The organism is Reyranella aquatilis, from assembly GCF_020880995.1.
GTDB lineage: Bacteria > Pseudomonadota > Alphaproteobacteria > Reyranellales > Reyranellaceae > Reyranella > Reyranella aquatilis.
On the sequence record NZ_JAJISD010000001.1, the window covers coordinates 1,044,780 to 1,065,105 of the forward strand.

Genomic DNA, 20,326 nt, shown 5'->3' on the forward strand with positions numbered 1-20,326 from the left:
AGACTGAAGGCGATCAGTACGTCTTCAGCAGACGGTCGATGTAGTCGAGCTCTTCCTTCGGACGCAGCTGGTCGCCAGCGCGGCGGCGCAGTTCGTCGAGGATTTCGCGGCTGCGCTGGCGGTCGAGTTCCAGAGGCACCTTGTCGGCGCCGGAGTCGATCGCGTCGCCATAGTTGCCGTCGGAACGACCCAGCGGATCGCGATCCTCGCTGCGGCGCTCGCGCTCCTCGATCTCGGCGATGTCCTGGTTGTTGCCGGGGCCGCGCTGCTGGCGCATCTGCTCGGCCATATCGCCCATGCCCTGCTGCAGGTTGTCGAGCGCACGGCGCTGGGCCCGCGAGGCCTCGCGCGGATCGCCGCGGCGAAGAGCGTCCTCGGCCTCGCGCATGGAACGCTCCGCCCGGCCCAGCGATTCCGGCATCTGCAGCCCGTTCTCGTCGAGCTTCTTCATGAACTCGCCGAGACGGCCGCGCAGACCTTCCTGCTGGCCGCGCTGCTGCTCGCCCCACTGACCCTGGCCCTGACCTTGTCCCTGGCCGGGCTGCTGGCCCTGCCCCTGTTGGCCTTGCTGCCCCTGCTGCCCCTGCTGGCCGCGCTGACCCTGTTGTCCCTGCTGGCCGCGCTGGCCCTGCTGCTGACGACCTTCCCGCTCGGACTCGCCCAGCAGCTGGTTCTGCCGGCGCGACAGCTGGTCGAGCTGGTTCATCATCTCGCGGCCCTGCTGGTTACCCTGGCCCTGCTGGCCGCGCTGGCCCTGCTGCTGGCGCTGCTGGCCGTTGGGGTTCGCCATCATCGGAGTGGCGTTTTCCATCATCTTGCGCAGCTCCTCGAGCATGCGCTTGGCCTCTTCGCGCTGGCCGTTCTTGGCCATCTCGCGAATCTTGTCGAGCATCTTCTGCAGATCGTCGCCGGTGATGGTGTTGTTCGGATCCATCTTCTCCGCCTGCTCTTCCATGCGGCGGCGCTCGTCGGGATCCTTCATCTTGTCGGCCAACTCGCGCTGCCAACGCGCCATCGCGTCGTAGAGCTGCTGAATCAGCTTCTCGATCTCCTCGTCGCCGGCCTGGCGCTGCATGGCGTCGCGCAGTTCCTGACGGGCCTGCTCGACGGCGCGCTCGGCATCCGACGTGGCCCCGCTCTCGAGGCGCATCGCGAGATCCCAGAGAAGCTTCTGGGTGTCGGTGATGGTTTCCTTGTCGTCCTTATGGGCCAGCCTCACCGAGCCGATCCTCAGGCCGAGCTGGACCACCGGATCCTCGCGGTAGCTCTTGGGATTCGCGTGGACCAGACGCATGCCGTCGGCGACGTCGATGCGATAGCCCTTTGGATCGCGGGTCAGGGCCTTGCGCAGCACGATCAGCGCCCGCGCGGTCGGATCGTTGAACACCCGCTCCGGCAACAGAAAGGTCTCGACCGAACTGCGGCCCTTCTGGCCCAGCGCATCGGTGGCGAACAGCATCACCGTGACCTTGAGGCCAGCCCACGGGTGGCTCGTCAGGTCGCGCACGAAGGTGTCGGCGATCTTCTTGGAATTGCCCGCAACCGGCAGGTCGACGCGCAGCACCTCCGGCTCCTCGTCGCTGCTCAGCGCGTCGTCGCCCAGCACGCTGCCGTGCAGGCGCATCTGGAGCTGGACGCCGGTCACGCCGAAATCGTCGCCGGCCAGGTACTCGATCTTGGTCGACCATTTGTCGACGCCGATCGCCCGGGTGAAGTCGATGGTCGGGGGAAGGTCCGGGATGACGTGGAGCTTCCAGCGCGCCTGGTCGTCGCCACGCGCCTGCAGAGTGATCTGCTTGCCCTCGGTGATGGTTTCCTCGACCTGGTACTTGCCCTTGCTGACGGTCGAGAATTCGGTCTTCTTGCCATCGATCGAGAGAACCGGCGGCTTGCGCCCCCGCGTATCGTCGACGAATCCCGCAATCTTGCTGCCGACAGGAACGCGCAGGACCTTGTCGTGCTCCGCCATGTCCAGATAGACCGGCGGCTTGCCGGTATAGGCCGGCGGCGCGATCCAGAGATTGGCGACGACCGGCGGTGGCGGCGGGAAGGCAGGGGTCACGGCAGCGGCCATGCGGTCGCTGCGCCAGCCGCCGGCAGCGGCAACGGCCACGATCAGCGCCAGCATCGGCACGAAGCGCAGCGCCCACTTGTCGAGGCTGGCGAGGCCCGGATGGGCCGCCTTGTTGCTCAGGTTGGCGAGGCGCTCGGCCTCGCGGCGGCGATGGGCCTCCCAGAGCGCCACTGCCATCGGGTCGGTGTTGCCAGCAGCAAGATGATCTTGCACGGCGACGAGCGGGCGGTGCGGAATCTCGCTGTCGCGTTCGAGGCGCCGGATGGCCTCTTCCCGCGCGGGCCACGCAAAATAACGGAGCTGCCACCAAGCCAGACCGGCGAACGCCAGCACAAGAGCCGCGAGGATGCCCGTGTGAACCCAGGGATCGAGACCGGCGAACAGATCAAGGTGGGCCGCTGCGACAAACAGGGCGACGCAGGAGAGCAGTGGCACGAAACGGGGCCACAGGCCTTCCCAAGCCAAAGCCGCCCACGCCAAACCGATCTTGCGTCCCAGCCCTGGGGCCTGGATCGTCGGGGTGGTCTGGCTGGCGTCCATCGACGTCCTTTCGTTCAGGCCTTTTTCGGCTCCATCCAGGGCGGAAGCCGCTCGGCGGAGATCATGTCTTCGACAGTGGGCCTCGGTCGCGTAACCGCAAACCTCGTGCCATCCACCATCACCTCGGGCGCCAGCGGCCGGCTGTTGTAGCTCGACGCCATCACCGCCCCATAAGCGCCCGCCGAGCGTACCATGACGAGGTCTCCGGCAACCAGCGGCGGCAGATCACGATTCTGCGCGAGGAAGTCGCCGGATTCGCAGATGGGACCGACAATGTCGCAACGGATCGTGGCCGCATCGGGGCGCGGCTGCCTGACCGGCAGGATATCGTGCCAGGCCTCGTAGAGGGTCGGCCGGATCAGGTCGTTCATCGCCGCATCCACGATGACGAAAGTCTTGGCGGACCCGGGCTTCACGAGGATGACCTCGCCCACCAGCACGCCCGCCTCGCCCACCAGCCGGCGGCCCGGCTCGAAGGAGAGTTCGCAGCCAAGTCCCTCGGTTTCGCGCGCCACCACCGCCATGAACTCGGCGATCGAGGGTGGCTTCTCGTCGGCATAGACGATCCCCAGCCCGCCGCCGATGTCGAACCGCTCGATCGAGTGTCCGTCCTCGCGCAACTGCCCGATAAGCTCGCGCACCCGCACGATGGCGTCGCGATAGGGCGTGAGCGAGGTAAGCTGCGAGCCGATGTGCATCGCCACGCCGACGACGTTGAGGTTGGGCAGGCGGCCGGCCAGCGCGAAGGCCTCGCGCGCCAGGTCGATGTCGATGCCGAACTTGTTCTCCTTGCGACCCGTCGTGATCTTGGCGTGCGTCTTGGCGTCGACGTCGGGATTCACCCGGATGGTGATGTCGGCCTTGAGGCCGAGCTGGCCCGCCACCGCGTTCAGCGTCTCCAGCTCGGCCGAACTCTCGACGTTGATCTGGCCGACGCCCGCTTCGAGCGCCGCCATCAGCTCGGACGGCTTCTTGCCGACGCCGGAATAAATGATGCGCTGGGCCGGAATGCCGGCCGCCAGCGCCCGCTTCATCTCGCCGACTGAGACGATGTCGGCGCCGGCGCCCATCTCGCCGAACAGGCGGATGACGGCCAGGTTGCTGTTGGCCTTCATCGCGTAGGCGACGCTGGCCTTCATCCCCTTGATGGCGTCGGCGAACTCCTGCCAGCCGGCGCGCAGCGCCCCGGCCGAATAGCAGTAGAACGGCGTGCCGACCTGGGCCGCGATGACCGCCAGCGCGACGCCCTCGGCGTGCATCTCGCCGCCCTTGTAAGCGAAGAAGCTCATCCTCAGCGCCCCCCGGCCTTGCCGAGGAAGCGACGCCGCGCTTCGGCCACGGCCCGCGCGACGTTGGCCGGCGCGGTGCCGCCCAGGCTCTTGCGGGCGTTGACCGAGGCCTCGACGGTCAGCACGCGATAGACGCTGCGGTCGATCTTGGGCTCGACCGCCTGCATCTCCTCGAGCGACAGCTTGTCGAGGTCGATGCCCTTGTCGGCGGCGATGCCGACCAGACGGCCCGTCACGTGATGGGCCTGGCGGAACGGCAGGCCGACCTTGCGCACCAGCCAGTCGGCGAGATCGGTCGCCACGGAATAGTCCGCCGAGGCCACGGCGCGCATGCGTTCCGGATTGGCCTTGAGGTCGCGGATCATGCCGGTCATCGCCGCAATGCCGAGTTCCAGCGAATCGGCGGCGTCGAACAGCGGCTCCTTGTCCTCCTGCATGTCCTTGCCGTAGGTCAGCGGCAGGCCCTTCAGGATGGTGCACAGCGCCACGAAGGCGCCGACGATGCGGCCGACCTTGGCGCGCGTCAGCTCGGCGGCGTCGGGATTGCGCTTCTGCGGCATGATCGAGCTGCCGGTCGTGAAGGCATCCGACAGCGCGATGAAGCGGAACGGCGCGGAGCACCAGATCACGATCTCCTCGGAGAGGCGCGACAGGTGCATGGCAGTCGTCGAGGCGGCGGCGATGAACTCGACCACGTAGTCGCGATCCGACACGGCATCGAGCGAGTTGGCCATCGGCCGATCGAACCCCAGCGCCTTGGCGGTCTTGCGCGGATCGATCGGATGCGGCGAGCCCGCCAGCGCCGCGGCGCCCAGCGGCGATTCGTTGAGACGCGCGCGGCAGTCGGCGAAGCGGCTGCGGTCGCGGCCGATCATTTCGACGTAGGCCATCAGGTGGTGGCCGAAGGTGATGGGCTGGGCCGTCTGCAGGTGGGTGAAGCCCGGCATGATGGTCGCCGAATATTCGTCGGCCCGGTCGATCAAGGCGGCCTGCAGGTCGCGCAGCATCTCCTCGAACTTGTCGATCGTGTCGCGCACCCAGAGGCGCACGTCGAGCGCGATCTGGTCGTTACGCGAGCGCGCGGTGTGCAACCGCCCGCCGGTCGGCCCGATGATGTCGGTCAGCCGCTGCTCGACGTTGAAATGGATGTCCTCGAGCTTGGTCGAGAACTTGAACCTGCCGCTCTCGATCTCGGCCTTGACCTGAGCGAGGCCGCGCTTGATGTCGCGCCCGTCCTTGGCCGTCAGGATGCCCTGGGCCACCAGCATGTCACAGTGCGCGACGGAGCCCGCGATGTCCTGCGCGTAGAGCCGCCGGTCGAAACCGATGGAGGCGTTGATCTTCTCCATGATTTCCGCGGGGCCGAGCTTGTAGCGGCCACCCCACATCGTGTTGGAGCGACGATTGGCTGCTCGCGCAGTCGTGTTCTTCCGTGCCATGAATTAACGCCACTGATCCTTTAGGAACGCGGCTTATGGCACATCCTGTCCCTAATTTCCTCCTTGGCCGACGCTACATTCTTTGCGGCGCCCTGGCGGCGCTCGCGATCCCGACGACGGCCACGCCGAGCCTGGCCGGCGTCAAGCCCGACATGGCCAAGGGCGCCATGGAGCGCTTCAAGCTCGCCAGGACGCCCAAGCCCCTGCCCGACCTCGAAATCCAGGACGCCGACGACAAGCCGCTGAAGCTCGCCGACCTCAAGGGCAAGGTCCTGCTGCTGAACTTCTGGGCGACCTGGTGCGCGCCCTGCGTCAAGGAGATGCCGAGCCTCGACCGCCTGCAGGCCGCGCTGCCGAAGGACAGGTTCCTCATCGTGCCGCTGTCGATCGACGGTCCGACGAAACCCAAGGTCGCGCCTTTCTACAATGACCAAAAGCTCAAGAACCTCGGGATCTACTTCGACAAGGGCCGCAAGACGATGCAGGGGCTCGACGTCACCCTGCTGCCGACCTCGATCCTGGTCGACGCCGGGGGGCGCGAACTCGGCCGCATCGAGGGCGATGCCGATTGGGACATGCCGGAATCGATCGCCCTGATGAAGGCGGCCATGGCAGACAAGGGCTGACGGGCGAGAAGCCGGCCTGCATTCGTGCATAATGCGGCCGACATGACGCCGTCTCCCGCGACCCCCGACACCGTTGCCATCGAACTCAACGCGGTGCTGGTTGCCCTGACGGCTAACCAGCCGCAGGTCCTGACCCTGGACGACGGTGCGCTGCTGCCGTCGGGACCTTTCGCCACCGAACACCCCACCCTCCAGAGCGGCGTCCGGGCCTGGGTCGAGCGACAGACCCATCATCCGCTGGGCTACGTGGAGCAGCTCTACACGTTTGCCGATCCGAACCGCCCGGCCTCCGACGGACAGCGGCGCGTGGTGTCGATCAGCTATCTCGGGCTCACCCGCGAGCGCCTCTCCGCAGGTCCACGCGATCCGGAGTGGCGGAGCTGGTACCGCTATTTCCCCTGGGAGGACTGGCGGACCGGCCCATCGCCGCTGGTCGCCCAGTCGATCCTGCCGCGCCTGGCGACATGGGCCGAAGGTGCGGACGCATCGGCTCGACGCGACCGCCAGCAGCGCATCCAGATGACCTTCGGCGACGGCCTGGAAAACTGGAACGAGGACCTCGTCCTGCAACGGTACGAGCTGCTCTACGAGGCGGGCCTGGTGCCCGAGGCTAAGGCGCGCGAAGCGAAGTCGGCCGGGGCCGATCCCGTGCCGGGGATGCCGATGCGCCACGACCACCGGCGGATCCTCGCGACCGGCATTGCGCGGCTGCGGGCCAAGATCAAATACCGGCCTGTCTTCTTCGAACTGATGCCCCCCGAGTTCACGCTGCTGCAGCTGCAGCGCGCCGTCGAGGCGCTGGCCGGACGGCCGATGCACAAGCAGAACTTCCGTCGCCTGATCGACCAGCAGGGCCTGGTCGAACCGACGGGTGGCATCACTTCGGAAGCGCGCGGGCGGCCCGCCAAGCTGTTCCGCTTCCGCCGCGAGATAGTCCTCGAGCGCGCCGTCGCCGGCACCAAGCTTCCCCTCTCCCGTCCTCTCTGAAAACTTGACGCCATTAATGCTCATTTCTAGTATAAATAAATAATGCTCCCAATGAGCATAAGGAGACGCCAGATGTCGTTAGCGTTTTCATCAGACCTGATGGCCCGCACTGCCCCACTCTACGAGCGCGTAAAGTCGGTGATTCCGTCAATCGAGTGGCCGGCCTTCGCCGACGACATCGATGCCATCTTGGCGCTGAAGCGTGAGCGCAACGCCGTGATCCTCGCGCATAACTACCAGACGCCCGAAATCTTCCACTGTGTGGCGGACATCGTCGGCGACAGCCTGGCGCTGGCCCGCGAGGCCATGAAGGTCGATGCCGGGGTGATCCTGCTCGCCGGCGTCCACTTCATGGCCGAGACGGCGAAGCTCCTCAATCCGGCCAAACGCGTTCTGATCCCCGATCTCGGTGCGGGGTGCTCGCTTGCAGCCTCCATCACCGCCGCCGACGTCCGGCTGCTGCGCCAGCGCTATCCCGGCGTGCCGGTCGTCACCTATGTGAACACCTCGGCTGCGGTTAAGGCCGAGAGCGACATCTGCTGCACCTCCGGCAATGCGAGGAGGATCGTCGAGAGCCTCGGCGTGCCCAAGGTCATCATGCTGCCCGACGAGTATCTGGCGCAGAACATCGCGGCGGAGACCGGCGTCGAGATCGTCACCTGGGCAGGGCACTGCGAGGTGCACGAGCGCTTCACGGCGCGGGATATCCGGCAGCTGCGCGCCGGTCATCCCGGCATCGTGGTCCTCGCCCATCCCGAATGCCCGCCGGAGGTCGTGGCCGAATCCGACTTCACCGGCTCCACCGCGGCGATGATCGACTATGTCGGCCTCGAGCGGCCGGCGCGGGTCGTGCTCGTGACCGAATGCTCGATGAGCGACAACGTGGCCGTGCAGCATCCCGGCACCGAGTTCATCCGGCCATGCAACCTCTGCCCGCACATGAAGCGGATCACGCTGCCGAAGATCCGCCACGCGCTCGAGACGATGCGGCACGAGGTGACGATCGATCCCGACGTGGCCGAGCCCGCCCGGCGCGCCGTCGAACGCATGCTGGAAGTCTGAGGCGGCGATGACGATCCCCTCCCTCCCCCTTCTCATGGTCGAACCGGTCGTCTGTGCGGCTCTCCTTGAGGATCTCGGCCGCGCCGGCGACCTCACGACGGACGCGATCGTACCGCCGTCAGAGAGAGCCAGGACCGCTCTGGTGGCGCGCCAGCCCGGCATCGTGGCGGGCCTAGACGCGGCGGCAACCGCCTTCCGGCTGGTCGACCCGGCGATCGAGGTTTCCGTGCAGCGGCCGGACGGCACGCGCCTGGCGCCCGGCGACCTCATTGCCACCATCGCCGGTCCGGCGCGCGGCATGCTGACCGCGGAAAGGGTCGCCCTGAACTTCCTGGGCCACCTGAGCGGTGTCGCGAGCGCGGCGGCGACACTGGTGGAGGCCGTCCGCGGCCACAAGGCGCGCATCTGCTGCACGCGCAAGACGATGCCGGGGCTGCGCGCCCTGCAAAAGTACGCCGTCCGCGTGGGCGGCGGCATGAACCATCGCTTCGGCCTCGACGATGGCGTCCTCATCAAGGACAACCACGTCGCCGTGGCCGGCGGCATCCGGCGCGCGATCCTCGCGGCCCGCCGCGGCGTCGGCCATCTCGTGAAGATCGAGGTCGAGGTCGATACGCTCGATCAGCTCGAAGAGGCGCTTGCGACCGGAGTCGACGCGGTCCTGCTCGACAACATGACGCCGGACCAGCTCGCCGTCGCCGTTCGCATGATCGACGGACGCGCCATCGCCGAGGCCTCGGGCCGCATCACGCCACTGATCGCGCCTGCCATCGCCGCCAGCGGCGTCGACCTCATATCAGCCGGCTGGCTGACCCACAGCGCCAGCGTCCTCGATATCGGCCTCGATTGGCAGGCGTGAGCTCAGTTGCTCACTTCGCAGTGCTTGCCCATTTCCTTGCAGACGCGCAGCACCGCCTGGACGACGAGCGACGTGGTCGAACCTTCGCCCGGTCCCGCATGGCCCGCGATCATGAGTTGGGAGACCTCTTCGTTGAACGGCACGACGTTCAGCGTGGCCGTACGGTCGCCTTCGGCGATCTGGATGCGCCGCTGTCCGGGGTCCTGCATCAACACCCGCACCGACTGGTTCTTCCGCGCAAGCTCGAGCGCGGTCGAGAAGATCCTGTCGGCAGGGGCGTCAAGCAGGACGGTCGCGAAGTCGTAGCCGGCCCGGCCGTTCGGCTGGTTGCCCTCGGTCATCTGGTGAATGCGCCCCAGCGCCTTTCGGGCGACAAAAACCCATTGCGCCTGCGCCGGCGCGAACGGCAGCAGGAGCCCGGCGAGCACGCCGGCCGCGACGATGGGCTTGAGGATCTTGAGCATGGATGCACTCCTTCGGTCGAGCGGCCCGCTACGAAAGTGTCGCCAACGATGAAGCCGAAAACGGCGCCAGTTCGGCGAAGCGACCTTCACGCACCTTCGCGGCCCAGTGCGGATCGGCGAGCAGTGCCCGTCCGACCGCAACGAGATCGAACTCGCCCTTCTCCAGTCGCGCCTCGAGCTCCCCGAGATCGCCGATCTCCGAATCCTCGCGTGTCCGAAAGGTCTGCACGAAGTCCGCGCCCTTTAGGCCGACAGAACCCACGGTGATCGTGGGCCTTCCGGTGAGCTTCTTGGTCCAGCCGGCGAGATTGAGGGGCGAGCCCTCGAACTCCGGCTCCCAGAAGCGGCGCGTCGAGCAGTGGAAGATATCGGTGCCGGCTTCGGCGAGCGGTTCGAGAAAGCGCTCCAACTCACCCGGCGTCGGCGCCAGCCGCGCCGTGAAGTCCTGCTGCTTCCACTGCGAAAAGCGGAAGATGATCGGATAATCGGCGCCCACCCGCGCGCGGATCGCCTTCACGATCTCGGCGGCGAAGCGCGTGCGCTGCACGAAGTCGCCGCCCCAGGCGTCGTCACGCTTGTTGGCGCCTTCCCAGAAGAACTGGTCGATCAGGTAGCCATGTGCGCCGTGGATTTCGACCGCGTCGAAGCCGATCTCCTTGGCGACGCCGGCCGCGCGGCCGAAGGCGTCGATCGTGTCGGCGATGTCGGCCTCGCTCATCGGCGGGCCGACCTGCTTGCCCGAAGCCGAGAGGCCGGACGGGCCGTCCGACGGTGCCTCCGGGTTCCGGCCGGTGCCGGTCTTGCGCATCATTCCCTGGTGCCAGAGCTGCGGCGCGATCTTGCCACCCGCGCCATGAACTTCCGCGACGACGCGGCGCCAGCCTTCGAGGCTTGCCGGCGAATGGAAGTCGGGCACGTTGGTGTCATTGGACGCCGCAGGGCGGTCGACCGTGGTACCTTCGGTGATGATCAGGCCGACACCGCCTTCGGCCCGGCGGCGGTAATAGGCCGCGACGTCGGCGCCGGGGACGCTGTCGGGACTCTTGGAGCGCGTCATCGGCGCCATGACGAGACGATTGGGCAGCGACAGCGACTTGGTCGCGAAGGGGTGGAACAGCGGACTGGTCATGAAGGTCTCGCCTAAGGGAAATCTACGTCGCCGTAGGGATAGAAGTTCTTCAGGTCGACGTTGCGGTAGGGCAGTCCGTCGAGTCGCACGGTGCCCAGGAACGGCTCGACCGGCTCGACCAGCAGGATCGTCTTCGCGAAACCGCTATCGTCGAAACCGCGGCGGAAGTGCACGCGCGACTTGATGGCGATCGCCTTGAACTGCGCAAGGTCGAAGGCGGGGCCCGCGAGTTGCGAGGGCTCGATAATCTGCGTGAGGTATCGGCTGATCAGCACGACGTTGCCGCGACCGAAGGCGACGCTTACCCACAACGTACCATAGGCTTCGTGCGCGCCCACGACCGTGCCTGTGACGCGCACCGGCTGGCCGGCGGATTCGTCGGCGAGGCCGCCGATCTCGCGGTCGAACGGATCGCCTACCTTCACGCCTTCGGCCTTCAGCGCATCGATGACCTTGGCGTCGGCGATGGTCGCGATCAGCACATCAGACAGGTCCTGCTCGATCACTTCCTTCAAAATCCAGGTCGCGTAGCCCGAGCGGTCGCTGTGGTCAGCCAGTACGACCGGCGTCTCGCCGCGCGCCATCGCTTCCCCAGCGAGCCTGACGCCCTCGGGGATCGGATAGACCTTCGCCGTGTTGAGCAGCGCTTCGCGGCGGCGCCAGGCCCAGGACGACATGTCGTCGGCGACCTTTCGGGCCAGCGCCGCATTGCCGTTGGTCATCACCTGGAAGGTGAGCCCGACGTCGGGCACGTCGGCGAAGGGGAAACCGAAGAAGACGTTCACGTAGACGTCGGGTTCGCGCGCTTCCCAGACCAGCGCACGCTGCACCAGGTCCATCCACGGCGAGGCGCCGGTCCATTGCAGCACCGTCGGCGTGATGATCGGCACCTTCACCGTGACGGTCTCGGGCCGGTAGTCGCCGCGGATCGCGCGCACCAGCATGCGCGCTGCGCGCTCGCCCTGCAGGTGGCTGTCGTAGTGCGGGAAGTACTTCACCGTGAAGGCCATGTCGGCCTGGGCCAGGAACTCGGCGTCCTCGTTGCCGTGCGGATCGAAGGTTCCGACGATGAAGGCCTTGCGCCCAACCACTTCGCGGACGCGGCGGGCGATGTCCGCTTCCGGTCGCAGCACGCCGCGGACGCCCATCGCCCCGTGCAGGCTGAGATAGACGCCGTCGAACGGCCCCTGCTCCTTCAGGCCCGCGATCATGCGGCCGAGAAATGTCTCGTAGGCTTCCTCCGTGATCCAGCCCGAGCCGGTGCCGGTGCGCGGCCAGAGCGGCGATTCGATGCCGACCAGCTCGACGCCGTCATACTCGCGCGCCACCTTCACGAACCCGCCCATGTAGGACCGGGGATCGTGCGTCAGCAGCGCTTCGCCGCTGGCGGGCGAGCCGGGATAGATGAAATCGGCGAGCGTCGTGTCGTTCGGAAGGAACGTCACCGTCTCGTGGGCAAACTGCAGGACGGCGATGCGCATCGCGCCGCCCGCCTCGTCAGCGCGTCGGAACCGGGCGCTCGCCGGAATAGTCGTAGAAGCCGCGCTTGACCTTGCGGCCGACCCAGCCGGCCTCGACGTACTTCACAAGCAGCGGGCACGGGCGGTACTTCGAATCCGCCAGCCCTTCGTGCAGCACCTGCATGACCGAAAGGCAGGTATCGAGTCCGATGAAATCGGCGAGTTCGAGCGGGCCCATCGGGTGGTTGGCGCCCAGCTTCATGCCGGTGTCGATCGCCTCGACGTTTCCGACACCTTCGTACAGCGCATAGACCGCCTCGTTGATCATCGGCAGCAGGATGCGATTCACGATGAAGGCCGGGAAGTCCTCGGCATTGACCGGCTTCTTCTCCAGCCTGACCACGACCTCGCGGACGGTGCGGAAGGTCTCCTCCTCCGTGGCGATGCCGCGGATCAGCTCGACCAGCCCCATCAGGGGCACCGGGTTCATGAAGTGCATGCCCATGAACTTGCCGGGCCGATCCGTGACCGATGCGAGCCTCGTCACCGAGATCGACGAGGTATTGGTCGCCAGCAGCACGTTCGCGGGAAGGCCGTCGCAGACCTTCTTGAAGATCTCGCGTTTGACCGCCTCGTTCTCCGTCGCCGCCTCGATGATCAGGTCGCAATCGGAGAGCGGCTTGTAGTCGGTGGCCGTGGCGATACGGCCGAGCGCCGCATCCTTGTCCTCGGGACGGATCATGCCACGGCCGATCTGCCGGTCCATGTTCCGCCCGATCGCGTCGATACCCTTGTCCACGTGCGGCTGGTCGACATCCACGAGGCGGATGTCGTAGCCCTTCAACGCGCAGACATGGGCAATGCCGCTGCCCATCTGGCCGGCACCGATGACGCCGATGCGCTTGATCATGATGGGTGTCCTCGGGTTTGCTTACTTTTTCTCGACTGCGGCAGTCAGCTCGGGGACGATCTGAAACAGGTCGCCCACGATGCCGTAATCGGCCACCTGGAAGATCGGTGCTTCCTCGTCCTTGTTGATCGCCACGATGGTCTTGCTGTCCTTCATGCCGGCGAGATGCTGGATCGCGCCGGAGATGCCGATGGCGATGTAGAGGTCGGGCGCGACCACCTTGCCGGTCTGGCCGACCTGGTAGTCGTTGGGCACGTAACCCGCATCGACCGCGGCGCGGCTGGCGCCGAGGCCGGCGCCGAGCTTGTCGGCCAGCGTCTCGAGCATCTTGAAGTTGTCGCCGCTCTGCAGGCCGCGGCCGCCGCTGACGACGATCTTGGCGCTGGTCAATTCGGGACGCTCGCTCTTGGAGAGCTCGGCGCCGACGAACGAGGAGAGACCCGCCGCGCCCGTGCCGGCGATCTGTTCGATCGCGGCCGAACCGCCGCCCGCCGCCGCCTTGAAGTTGGTCGGGCGGACGGTGACGATCTTGATCTGGTCGGCGGTCTGCACCGTCGCCATGGCGTTGCCGGCATAGATCGGGCGGACGAACGTGTCGGGGGAGACGACCTGGATGGCCTCCGACACCTGCGCGACGTCGAGCAGAGCGGCGACGCGCGGCGCGACGTTCTTGCCGACCGAATCGGCCGCCATCACGACGTGGCTGTAGCCCGGTGCAAGCTTGACGATGAGCGGCGCGATATCCTCGGCCAGCCAGTTGGCGTAGGCCGCATCCTCGGCCTGCAGCACCTTGGCCACGCCCTGGATCTCGGACGCCGACTTGGCGGCCTCTCCGGCATTGCTGCCGGCGACCAGCACATGGACCTCGGGTCCCATCTGGGCCGCGGCCGCGACGGCGTTGGCGACATTGGCGCGGACGGTCTTGCCGTCATGCGCGGCGACGACGAGGACGGCCATTTCAGATCACTCCCGCTTCGTTGCGCAGCTTCTCGACCAGCTCCGCGACGGTCTTCACCTTGATGCCGGCTTTGCGCTTCGGCGGCTCTTCGACCTTCAGCGTCTTGAGGCGCGGCGCCACGTCGACGCCCAGCGCGTCCGGCGCCAGGGTCTCGATCGGCTTCTTCTTCGCCTTCATGATGTTCGGCAGCGACGCGTAGCGCGGCTCGTTCAGGCGCAGGTCGGTGGTGATCACCGCCGGCATCTTGATCTTGATGTTCTCGAGGCCGCCGTCGACCTCGCGCTTCACCTCGACCGAGCCGTCGGCGACGTTCAGCTTGTTGGCAAAGGTGCCGACCGACCAGCCGAGCAGCGCGGCCAGCATCTGGCCGGTCTGGTTGGAATCGTCGTCGATCGCCTGCTTGCCGACGATCACGAGGCCGGGCTGTTCCTTGTCGACCACGGCCTTGAGCAGCTTGGCGACGGCCAGCGGCTGCAGTTCGGCATCGGTCTGGACGAGGACGCCGCGGTCGGCGCCCATGGCGAGCGCCGTGCGGATCGTCTCCTGGCACTGCGCCGGGCCCGCGGAAAACGCGATGACCTCGGTCGCGGCGCCCTTCTCCTTCATGCGGATCGCCTCTTCCACGGCGATCTCGTCGAAGGGATTCATGGACATCTTGACGTTAGCCGTCTCGACACCCGTGTTGTCGGCCTTTACGCGGATCTTGACGTTGTAGTCGATGACCCGCTTGACCGCGACCAGCACTTTCATCGCGTTGCGCCTATCGGTGAGTTGCGGCCGGACTGTCCCGTCCGGCGAAGGGGTTTTCGTGTAGGGGTGTTCAGCCGACCGTGTCAAGGCTATGGCGCACTGCACAAAACCGCAGGGTGAAAGATTTTTCCTCTATCTTTCAACAGCTTGGAGTGATTAGCGCGAGCCGCCCGGCACCCAGAGCACATCTGCCGCGCCATTGTCGTTGAGCCGGCGGGCCAACACGAACAGGTGGTCGGACAGGCGATTGACGTACTTGATCGCCTCCGGGTTGATCGTCTGCTCGGCGGCAAGACGCGTCATGCACCGTTCGGCGCGCCGCGAAACGGTGCGCGCCAGATGCAGCCACGACGCCGCCTCGCTGCCGCCCGGCAGAATGAAAGACTTGAGCGGCTGCAACTCGGCATTCATCGCATCGATCTCGCGCTCGAGGCGCTCGACCTGCGAGGGAACCATGCGCAGCGCCTGTTCGTCGCGTTTGGCCTTGCCTTCGGGCGTGCAGAGATCGGCGCCCAGGTCGAACAGATCGTTCTGGATGCGGCCCAGCATCGCGTCGGCCTCGGCCAATCGCGGATCGGACGCGCCCGCACGCGCGATGGCATTGCGCGCAAGACCGATCACCGAGTTCGCCTCGTCAGTGGTGCCATAGGCTTCGACACGGATGTCGTGCTTGGGCACGCGTTCGCCACGGCCGAGCGACGTCTGTCCGGCGTCGCCGCCGCGCGTGTAGATGCGATTGAGGGTGACGGCCATCTGCTAGCTCCTGCTCGCGAAGTACCAAAGGAGTATCAGCACGACCGTGAGCAGTTGCAGCCGCACGCGCCACCACATGAACTTGTTGCTGCGGCGGCTGCCCTCGATGTTGGCATCCTGATTCTGACTCATGTTGATCAGGCCAGCGAACAGCGTGCCGAGCGTGGCGAACGCCGACACCAGCACGAGGACGAAAAGGACATTGGCGAGGGTCATGGGGATTTATCCCGCATTGTGCCGGCCCGCGCCAGTACGGGCGCCAGCCCACGGCCGCGCGTCGCGCGACGCATCGGTTCCGGTGGCGAGACGGAAAATCGTCTCGGCGGTCTGCTCGGCCGACCAAAGGGCCGCATGCACGGTCCCATACTCGACCGGCTCGGTCGCCTCCCCCGCGAAGAACACACGGTTGCCGAGCGGTCGCGCGTGGGTGGTGCAGTCGTCGGGATCGCTGCCGACGCCGGGATAGGAATAGCCGCCGCGCGACCAGGGATCGCTCAGCCAGCGCGGGAAGACCATCGCCTCCGGCTCGGGAATGTCGTCGCCGAACATCGCGCGCAATGAACGCATCGCGACCGCCGTCACCTCCGCGTCGCTCGCCTCGCGGTCGAGACGGATGGCGGTATGGCCGTTGCAGAAGCTCAGCAGGATCGGCAGGCCGGTCTCCTGCTCATGGCTCACCCAGGTGTTGAAGCCGCCACGCTGCTGCGGGGAATCGGGCAGCCGCCCAAACCATTTGGGTTGGTCCGGCCAGAAGCGCCGCGGAAAGCGGAGATAGAGCTTGCCCAGGATTCCCGCCCCGTAGCCCAGGCGGCCGATGGCAATACGCTGCCGCTCCGGCGGCGCCGGGTCCAGCGCCGGCAAGCCTGCGCGCAGCAGCCCAACCGGCACGGCGATCACCGCGCGATCCGCTTCGATGCGCTGGCCGTCCTGCAGGATTGCCGTCACGCCGTTGCCTCTCCAGAGTACCCGCTCAACAACGGCGCCGGTACGGATGTCGAGGCCGGGCGCGACATCGTCGATCAGTTGTTTGTAGCCGCCCCGGGGCTGCGCGTTGCGCTCGAGACCTTCGGTCGGAAACCACTCCTCCGCGGCCACGGCGTCCCACGGCGCGCTCTGCACGCCCTCGCTCATCTCCACGAACGTGGCCACGACCAACCGGTCGATCTCGGGCAGCCACGATGCGGTGAGCAGCGGCTCGACGGCCTCGCGCACGGAGATCGAGCGAGGGCCGCGAACGCGCGTCAGCGCCTTGCTCTTCCAGGTCGCCCATTCGATGGCGGCCTTGAAGGCCATCCGTCCCATCACCGCGCGGCGTCGCTGGCCTTCACGGGTCGGCGAGGTCGCGCGCCTGTCGATCAGCAGACGCTCGCCCTGCGACTCGACCAGGTCGATCCCCAGTTTCCCGCACCACAGGGTGAGCGGATTGCCATCCACGCCATGCACCCAGGAGCCGCCGAGGTCGACCGGCGCGCCGACGCGATCGTCGGTCCAGGTCCGGCCGCCGACGCGCCCGCGCGCTTCCAGCACGCTGACGGTGAAACCGGAATCGTGCAGAAGCCTCGCCGCGACCAGTCCGGCCATCCCGGCGCCCACGACGACGACGCGCTCGCCGTTGCCCGTCCCCATCGACCAGGAACCAGTCCGGCTCATACCCGCGGCGCCCAGGCCAGCATCGGCAGCGATGACATCGAATCGAAAGTCCGGCCGCCGGCGGCGCGCAGTGCCTCGGGGTCGCTGTGCGTGGCACCGACATAGGCCAGGGCGCGCATGCCCGCGGAACGCGCCGCCTGGATGCCCGGCAGCGAATCCTCGACCACCGTGCAGCCGAACGGTTGCTCGTCCATCTGGATGGCGGCGTGAAGGAAGAGATCGGGGAACGGTTTGCCGCGCGAGACCTGGCTCGCGCTGAAGATGCGCCCCTCGAAGCGTGACCAGAGGCCGGTGATTCCGAGCGTCACGCGCATCTTGTCGAGGCCGCCCGAACTCGCGACGCAGGTCGCGATCCCCGCCGCCTCGATCGCGTCGATCGCCTCGACGACGCCCGGAACGGCCTGGAGCGGCGCATCGCGGAAAGCCTGCAACGTGTCCGCCTGCAGCCGGTCGACGAAGTCGGACGGCAGCGCCCGGCCGAGTTCGCCCTCGACGATCTCCACGCAGGATTTCATCGAACGCCCCATCAGGCGGCGCATCGTCTCCTCGACCGTCCAGTCGAGGCCCTCGCGCTCGAGCGCACAGGCAAAGCAGGTGTTAGCGAGGGGCTCGCTGTCGACCAGCACCCCGTCGCAATCGAATATGACCAGCACCCGCCAGAGATATCAGTAAGGCTTGTCGCCTGCCACCGTGACCCGGTTGCCGCTGCGGGTGTGCGGCCAGTAGTCCCACATCGCGCGATGCTGGACGCAGCGATTGTCCCAGAAGGCGATGGAGTTCTCCTGCCAGCGGAAACGGCACTGGAAGAGCGGGTTTTCCATGTGTTCGTACAGGTAACGCAGGATCGCATCGCTCTCGTCGCGCGGCAGCCCGACCAGCGAGCGGGTGAAGCCACGATTGACGTAGAGCGCCTTCTTGCCTGTCACCGGATGGGTGCGCACCACCGGGTGGATGGCGCGCGGATACTCCGGCTTGTCGACGACGTTGTAGTTCTTGTAGAGGCCGCGATAGACCGATTCGCCGTCGTGGACCGCGGTCAGCCCGTCGAGATAGGCCTTCATGCGGTCCGACAACGCCTCGTAGGCGGCATACATGCTGGCGAACAGCGTGTCGCCGCCCTTGGGCGGGCACTTCTTGATGTAGAGGATGCTGCCCATCGGCGGCTCGAGGTCGCAGCTCACGTCGGTGTGCCAGCCCTCGCCGTTGGCGCGCGGCGAATCCTTGTCGGCGTGGATGATCATCAGCTCGGGCTTGCCGGGTTCGCTCGGCGCGGCGGGATGCGTGTGCAGGTCGCCGAACAGGCGGCCGAACGCCAGGTGCTGGTCCTGGGTGATGTGCTGGTCGCGGAAGAAGATCACGAGATTCTCCGCCAGGGCACGGTGGATCTCGTCCTGCTGTCGGTTGGACAGCGGCTGGCTGAGGTCGATGCCGCTGATCTCGGCGCCGAGGATCGGCGTCAGCTTGTCGAGGGTGATGGTCTCGTACGGTGCGCTCTCGTCGGCGGTGTGCCGATAGCGCGGTCCGGCGTTGGCGTTCAGGGATCCAGACATGGGTTCTCCTATTCGACCTTGATGTTTGCGCGACGAATGATCTGCCCCCAGCGCTCCTTCTCGGCGCTGGCGAAGGCGGCGAACTCGGCCGGTCGCATGAGCTTCGGCGTGCCGCCCAGCGCCGCCAGGCGCTCGACGACTTCCGGCATGGCAGACACGGCGTAGAGGTCGGCATTGATGCGGTCGACGATCTCCGCCGGCGTTCCCTTCGGTGCGTAGAACCCCGTCCAGGTCGTCAGCAGGACCTCGGGCAGCCCCGCTTCCGCCGCCGTCGGCATGGCCGGCACGGCCGCATAGCGTTCGCTGTCGGTCACGAACAATCCCTTGAGCGCGCCGCGGTCCATGGCGATCTTGGCGTTGACCGTATCGATCATCATGAAGGTGAGAAGGCCGCTCTGCACGTCCGGGATGGCCTGTGGGTTGCTCTTGTAGCCGACATAGACCGCGTCCACGCCGGCCGCCATTTTGTACAGCTCCGACGCGACGCGGGCGGGCAAGGCGCCGGCGCCGTAATTGTGCTTGCCGGGCTCGGCCTTGAGCTTCGCCGTCAGTTCGGCCGCCGTGTTGATCGGGCTGTTGCGGTCCACCAGCAGCACGAAGGGCGACGTCCCCATGCGCGAGATCGGCGCGAAGTCCGCGATCGGATCGTAGGGCAGCTTGTCGTAGATCGCTGGATTGACGACCTGCGTCATCGCCGAGGTCGCGAACAACGTCAGACCATCCGGCTTGGCACGCGCGACGGATTCGGCCGCCGGAATGCCGTTGCCGCCGCCCTTGTTGTCGATCACGACCGGCTGGCCCCAGATCGCCGAGAGTCGCTCGGCATAGACGCGGGCACTGATGTCGGTCGCCGCACCCGCCGGAAACGGCACGACCATGGTGACGCGGCCGGCCGGAAACTTCTTCGCGCGCCCGATGGCGGGAACCGCAAAGGCCGCAACGCCCATCGCCTTGGCGAACTGTCGTCTGCCGAACATGTTTCCTCGCCGTTTCTTATGGGCGCGACGCTAGACGCTTTCGCGACGCCCCGCCGGTCCTAAGTCGACAGAGTCCGTATTACGGAATATCGTTCCCGGCATGCCGATCGAGCCCGTCCGCCGCAGTTTCGCGATTCTGGAGGCGTTGAGCCGCCGTCCGCACGGCACGATCGCGACGCTCGCGGAGGAAACGGGCCTGCCCCGCCCCACCGTCGCCCGCCTGCTCGGCACCCTGGTGGAACTGGGATACGCGACCCAGGTGTCGCGGCTGATCGGTTATCGGCTCACCGACCGCGTGCTGGGGCTGGCGCAAGGGATACGCTTCATCGATCGATTCGTGGACGCGGCGGCGCCGCACATGCAACGCTTCACGCAGGAACACGGATGGCCGCTCTATCTCGGCTCGATCAGCCATCGCGCGATCACCATCCGCTATTCGACGGCCGCCGAGAGTCCGATGTCGTTCGAACGCACTGCCCTCTATCGGCGCAGCCCGATTTTGTCCGGAGCGCTCGGTCGCGCCTGGCTCGCTTTCTCCGCGGACGAAGAGCGCCGCGCGATCCTGCGCGATCTCGGCGTGCGCTACGACGCGAAACTGGCGGCCGTCTTCGCCCGCATCAGGCGCGACGGGCATGCGTTCGCGATCCTGCCGCGATCGGGACGCCTCCAGGGCATCGCCGTCGCCATCCGCAAGCGCGACCGCGTGCTGGGCTGTATCTCGATGCGATTCGTGCGCTCGGCGATGAGCGAGGCCGAGGCCGGCGCCCGCTTCGGCGCACCGCTCAATGCGTTGGCACGCGCCATCGCCACGGACGCCGCAAGCTAGTAGCGTGCGCCAAAATCGACTGG

20 protein-coding genes are annotated in these 20,326 nt (G+C 67.0%); 5 read left to right on the forward strand and 15 right to left on the reverse strand.

The window, feature by feature from the left end:
- Window positions 1-13 precede the first annotated feature (13 nt).
- The 3 genes from LJ725_RS05060 to argH are packed head-to-tail and all read right to left on the reverse strand — an operon-like array spanning window position 14 to window position 5,342.
- Window positions 14-2,614 (reverse strand): TIGR02302 family protein, encoded by a 2,601-nt coding sequence (locus LJ725_RS05060; RefSeq protein WP_230549518.1) that lies wholly within the window; start codon window positions 2,612-2,614, stop codon window positions 14-16.
- Between the two features lie 14 nt (window positions 2,615-2,628).
- Window positions 2,629-3,903: a diaminopimelate decarboxylase gene (gene lysA / locus LJ725_RS05065; protein ID WP_230549519.1), complete on the reverse strand. Its 1,275-nt coding sequence runs from the start codon at window positions 3,901-3,903 to the stop codon at window positions 2,629-2,631.
- A gap of 2 nt (window positions 3,904-3,905) precedes the next feature.
- On the reverse strand, window positions 3,906-5,342 hold the full coding sequence (argH, locus tag LJ725_RS05070; RefSeq protein ID WP_230549520.1) for an argininosuccinate lyase: 1,437 nt from the start codon (window positions 5,340-5,342) through the stop codon (window positions 3,906-3,908).
- 35 nt (window positions 5,343-5,377) lie between these two features.
- On the opposite strand from argH, the gene LJ725_RS05075 reads away from it, so the two are divergent.
- The 4 genes from LJ725_RS05075 (at window position 5,378) to nadC (ending at window position 8,876) form a co-directional block, all read left to right on the forward strand.
- Complete coding sequence (locus LJ725_RS05075) at window positions 5,378-5,968, forward strand: TlpA family protein disulfide reductase (RefSeq protein ID WP_230549521.1); 591 nt, start codon at window positions 5,378-5,380, stop codon at window positions 5,966-5,968.
- Between the two features lie 42 nt (window positions 5,969-6,010).
- Window positions 6,011-6,955 carry an NUDIX hydrolase gene (locus LJ725_RS05080; protein WP_230549522.1) on the forward strand — a complete coding sequence of 315 codons (945 nt, stop codon included), beginning with the start codon at window positions 6,011-6,013 and terminating at the stop codon, window positions 6,953-6,955.
- 72 nt (window positions 6,956-7,027) lie between these two features.
- Entirely contained in the window at window positions 7,028-8,017 is a 990-nt protein-coding gene (nadA, locus tag LJ725_RS05085) for a quinolinate synthase NadA (protein ID WP_230549523.1), read from the forward strand.
- A gap of 7 nt (window positions 8,018-8,024) precedes the next feature.
- Complete coding sequence (nadC, locus tag LJ725_RS05090) at window positions 8,025-8,876, forward strand: carboxylating nicotinate-nucleotide diphosphorylase (protein WP_230549524.1); 852 nt, start codon at window positions 8,025-8,027, stop codon at window positions 8,874-8,876.
- Window positions 8,877-8,878: 2 nt separating this feature from the next.
- Here the strand turns inward: nadC and LJ725_RS05095 are convergent, their stop codons facing one another.
- The 12 genes from LJ725_RS05095 to LJ725_RS05150 form a co-directional block, all read right to left on the reverse strand.
- Window positions 8,879-9,340, reverse strand: a complete 462-nt coding sequence (locus LJ725_RS05095; RefSeq protein WP_230549525.1) for a hypothetical protein — start codon at window positions 9,338-9,340, stop codon at window positions 8,879-8,881.
- Between the two features lie 28 nt (window positions 9,341-9,368).
- Window positions 9,369-10,469, reverse strand: a complete 1,101-nt coding sequence (locus tag LJ725_RS05100) for an NADH:flavin oxidoreductase (protein WP_230549526.1) — start codon at window positions 10,467-10,469, stop codon at window positions 9,369-9,371.
- A gap of 11 nt (window positions 10,470-10,480) precedes the next feature.
- Window positions 10,481-11,950, reverse strand: a complete 1,470-nt coding sequence (locus LJ725_RS05105) for a M81 family metallopeptidase (RefSeq protein ID WP_230549527.1) — start codon at window positions 11,948-11,950, stop codon at window positions 10,481-10,483.
- Between the two features lie 16 nt (window positions 11,951-11,966).
- A complete protein-coding gene (locus LJ725_RS05110; protein WP_230549528.1) occupies window positions 11,967-12,839 on the reverse strand; it encodes a 3-hydroxybutyryl-CoA dehydrogenase in 873 nt (290 codons plus the stop codon).
- A gap of 21 nt (window positions 12,840-12,860) precedes the next feature.
- Complete coding sequence (locus LJ725_RS05115) at window positions 12,861-13,796, reverse strand: electron transfer flavoprotein subunit alpha/FixB family protein (RefSeq protein WP_230549529.1); 936 nt, start codon at window positions 13,794-13,796, stop codon at window positions 12,861-12,863.
- Window position 13,797: 1 nt separating this feature from the next.
- A complete protein-coding gene (locus LJ725_RS05120) occupies window positions 13,798-14,547 on the reverse strand; it encodes an electron transfer flavoprotein subunit beta/FixA family protein (RefSeq protein WP_230549530.1) in 750 nt (249 codons plus the stop codon).
- A 156-nt stretch (window positions 14,548-14,703) separates the two neighbouring features.
- Window positions 14,704-15,300, reverse strand: a complete 597-nt coding sequence (locus LJ725_RS05125; RefSeq protein ID WP_230549531.1) for a cob(I)yrinic acid a,c-diamide adenosyltransferase — start codon at window positions 15,298-15,300, stop codon at window positions 14,704-14,706.
- Between the two features lie 3 nt (window positions 15,301-15,303).
- Window positions 15,304-15,516, reverse strand: a complete 213-nt coding sequence (locus tag LJ725_RS05130) for a twin transmembrane helix small protein (RefSeq protein ID WP_230549532.1) — start codon at window positions 15,514-15,516, stop codon at window positions 15,304-15,306.
- 6 nt (window positions 15,517-15,522) lie between these two features.
- Window positions 15,523-16,950, reverse strand: a complete 1,428-nt coding sequence (locus LJ725_RS05135) for a flavin monoamine oxidase family protein (protein WP_230549533.1) — start codon at window positions 16,948-16,950, stop codon at window positions 15,523-15,525.
- Window positions 16,947-17,603, reverse strand: coding sequence for an HAD family hydrolase (locus LJ725_RS05140; protein ID WP_230549534.1), 657 nt, complete (start codon window positions 17,601-17,603; stop codon window positions 16,947-16,949). The genes LJ725_RS05135 and LJ725_RS05140 overlap by 4 nt, the downstream gene beginning before the upstream one ends.
- A gap of 12 nt (window positions 17,604-17,615) precedes the next feature.
- Window positions 17,616-18,500, reverse strand: a complete 885-nt coding sequence (locus tag LJ725_RS05145) for a TauD/TfdA dioxygenase family protein (RefSeq protein WP_230549535.1) — start codon at window positions 18,498-18,500, stop codon at window positions 17,616-17,618.
- An 8-nt stretch (window positions 18,501-18,508) separates the two neighbouring features.
- Window positions 18,509-19,477, reverse strand: a complete 969-nt coding sequence (locus LJ725_RS05150; RefSeq protein ID WP_230549536.1) for a Bug family tripartite tricarboxylate transporter substrate binding protein — start codon at window positions 19,475-19,477, stop codon at window positions 18,509-18,511.
- 100 nt (window positions 19,478-19,577) lie between these two features.
- Between LJ725_RS05150 and LJ725_RS05155 the strand changes: the two genes are divergently transcribed.
- Window positions 19,578-20,303, forward strand: a complete 726-nt coding sequence (locus LJ725_RS05155; RefSeq protein ID WP_230549537.1) for a helix-turn-helix domain-containing protein — start codon at window positions 19,578-19,580, stop codon at window positions 20,301-20,303.
- Window positions 20,304-20,326: the final 23 nt, after the last annotated feature.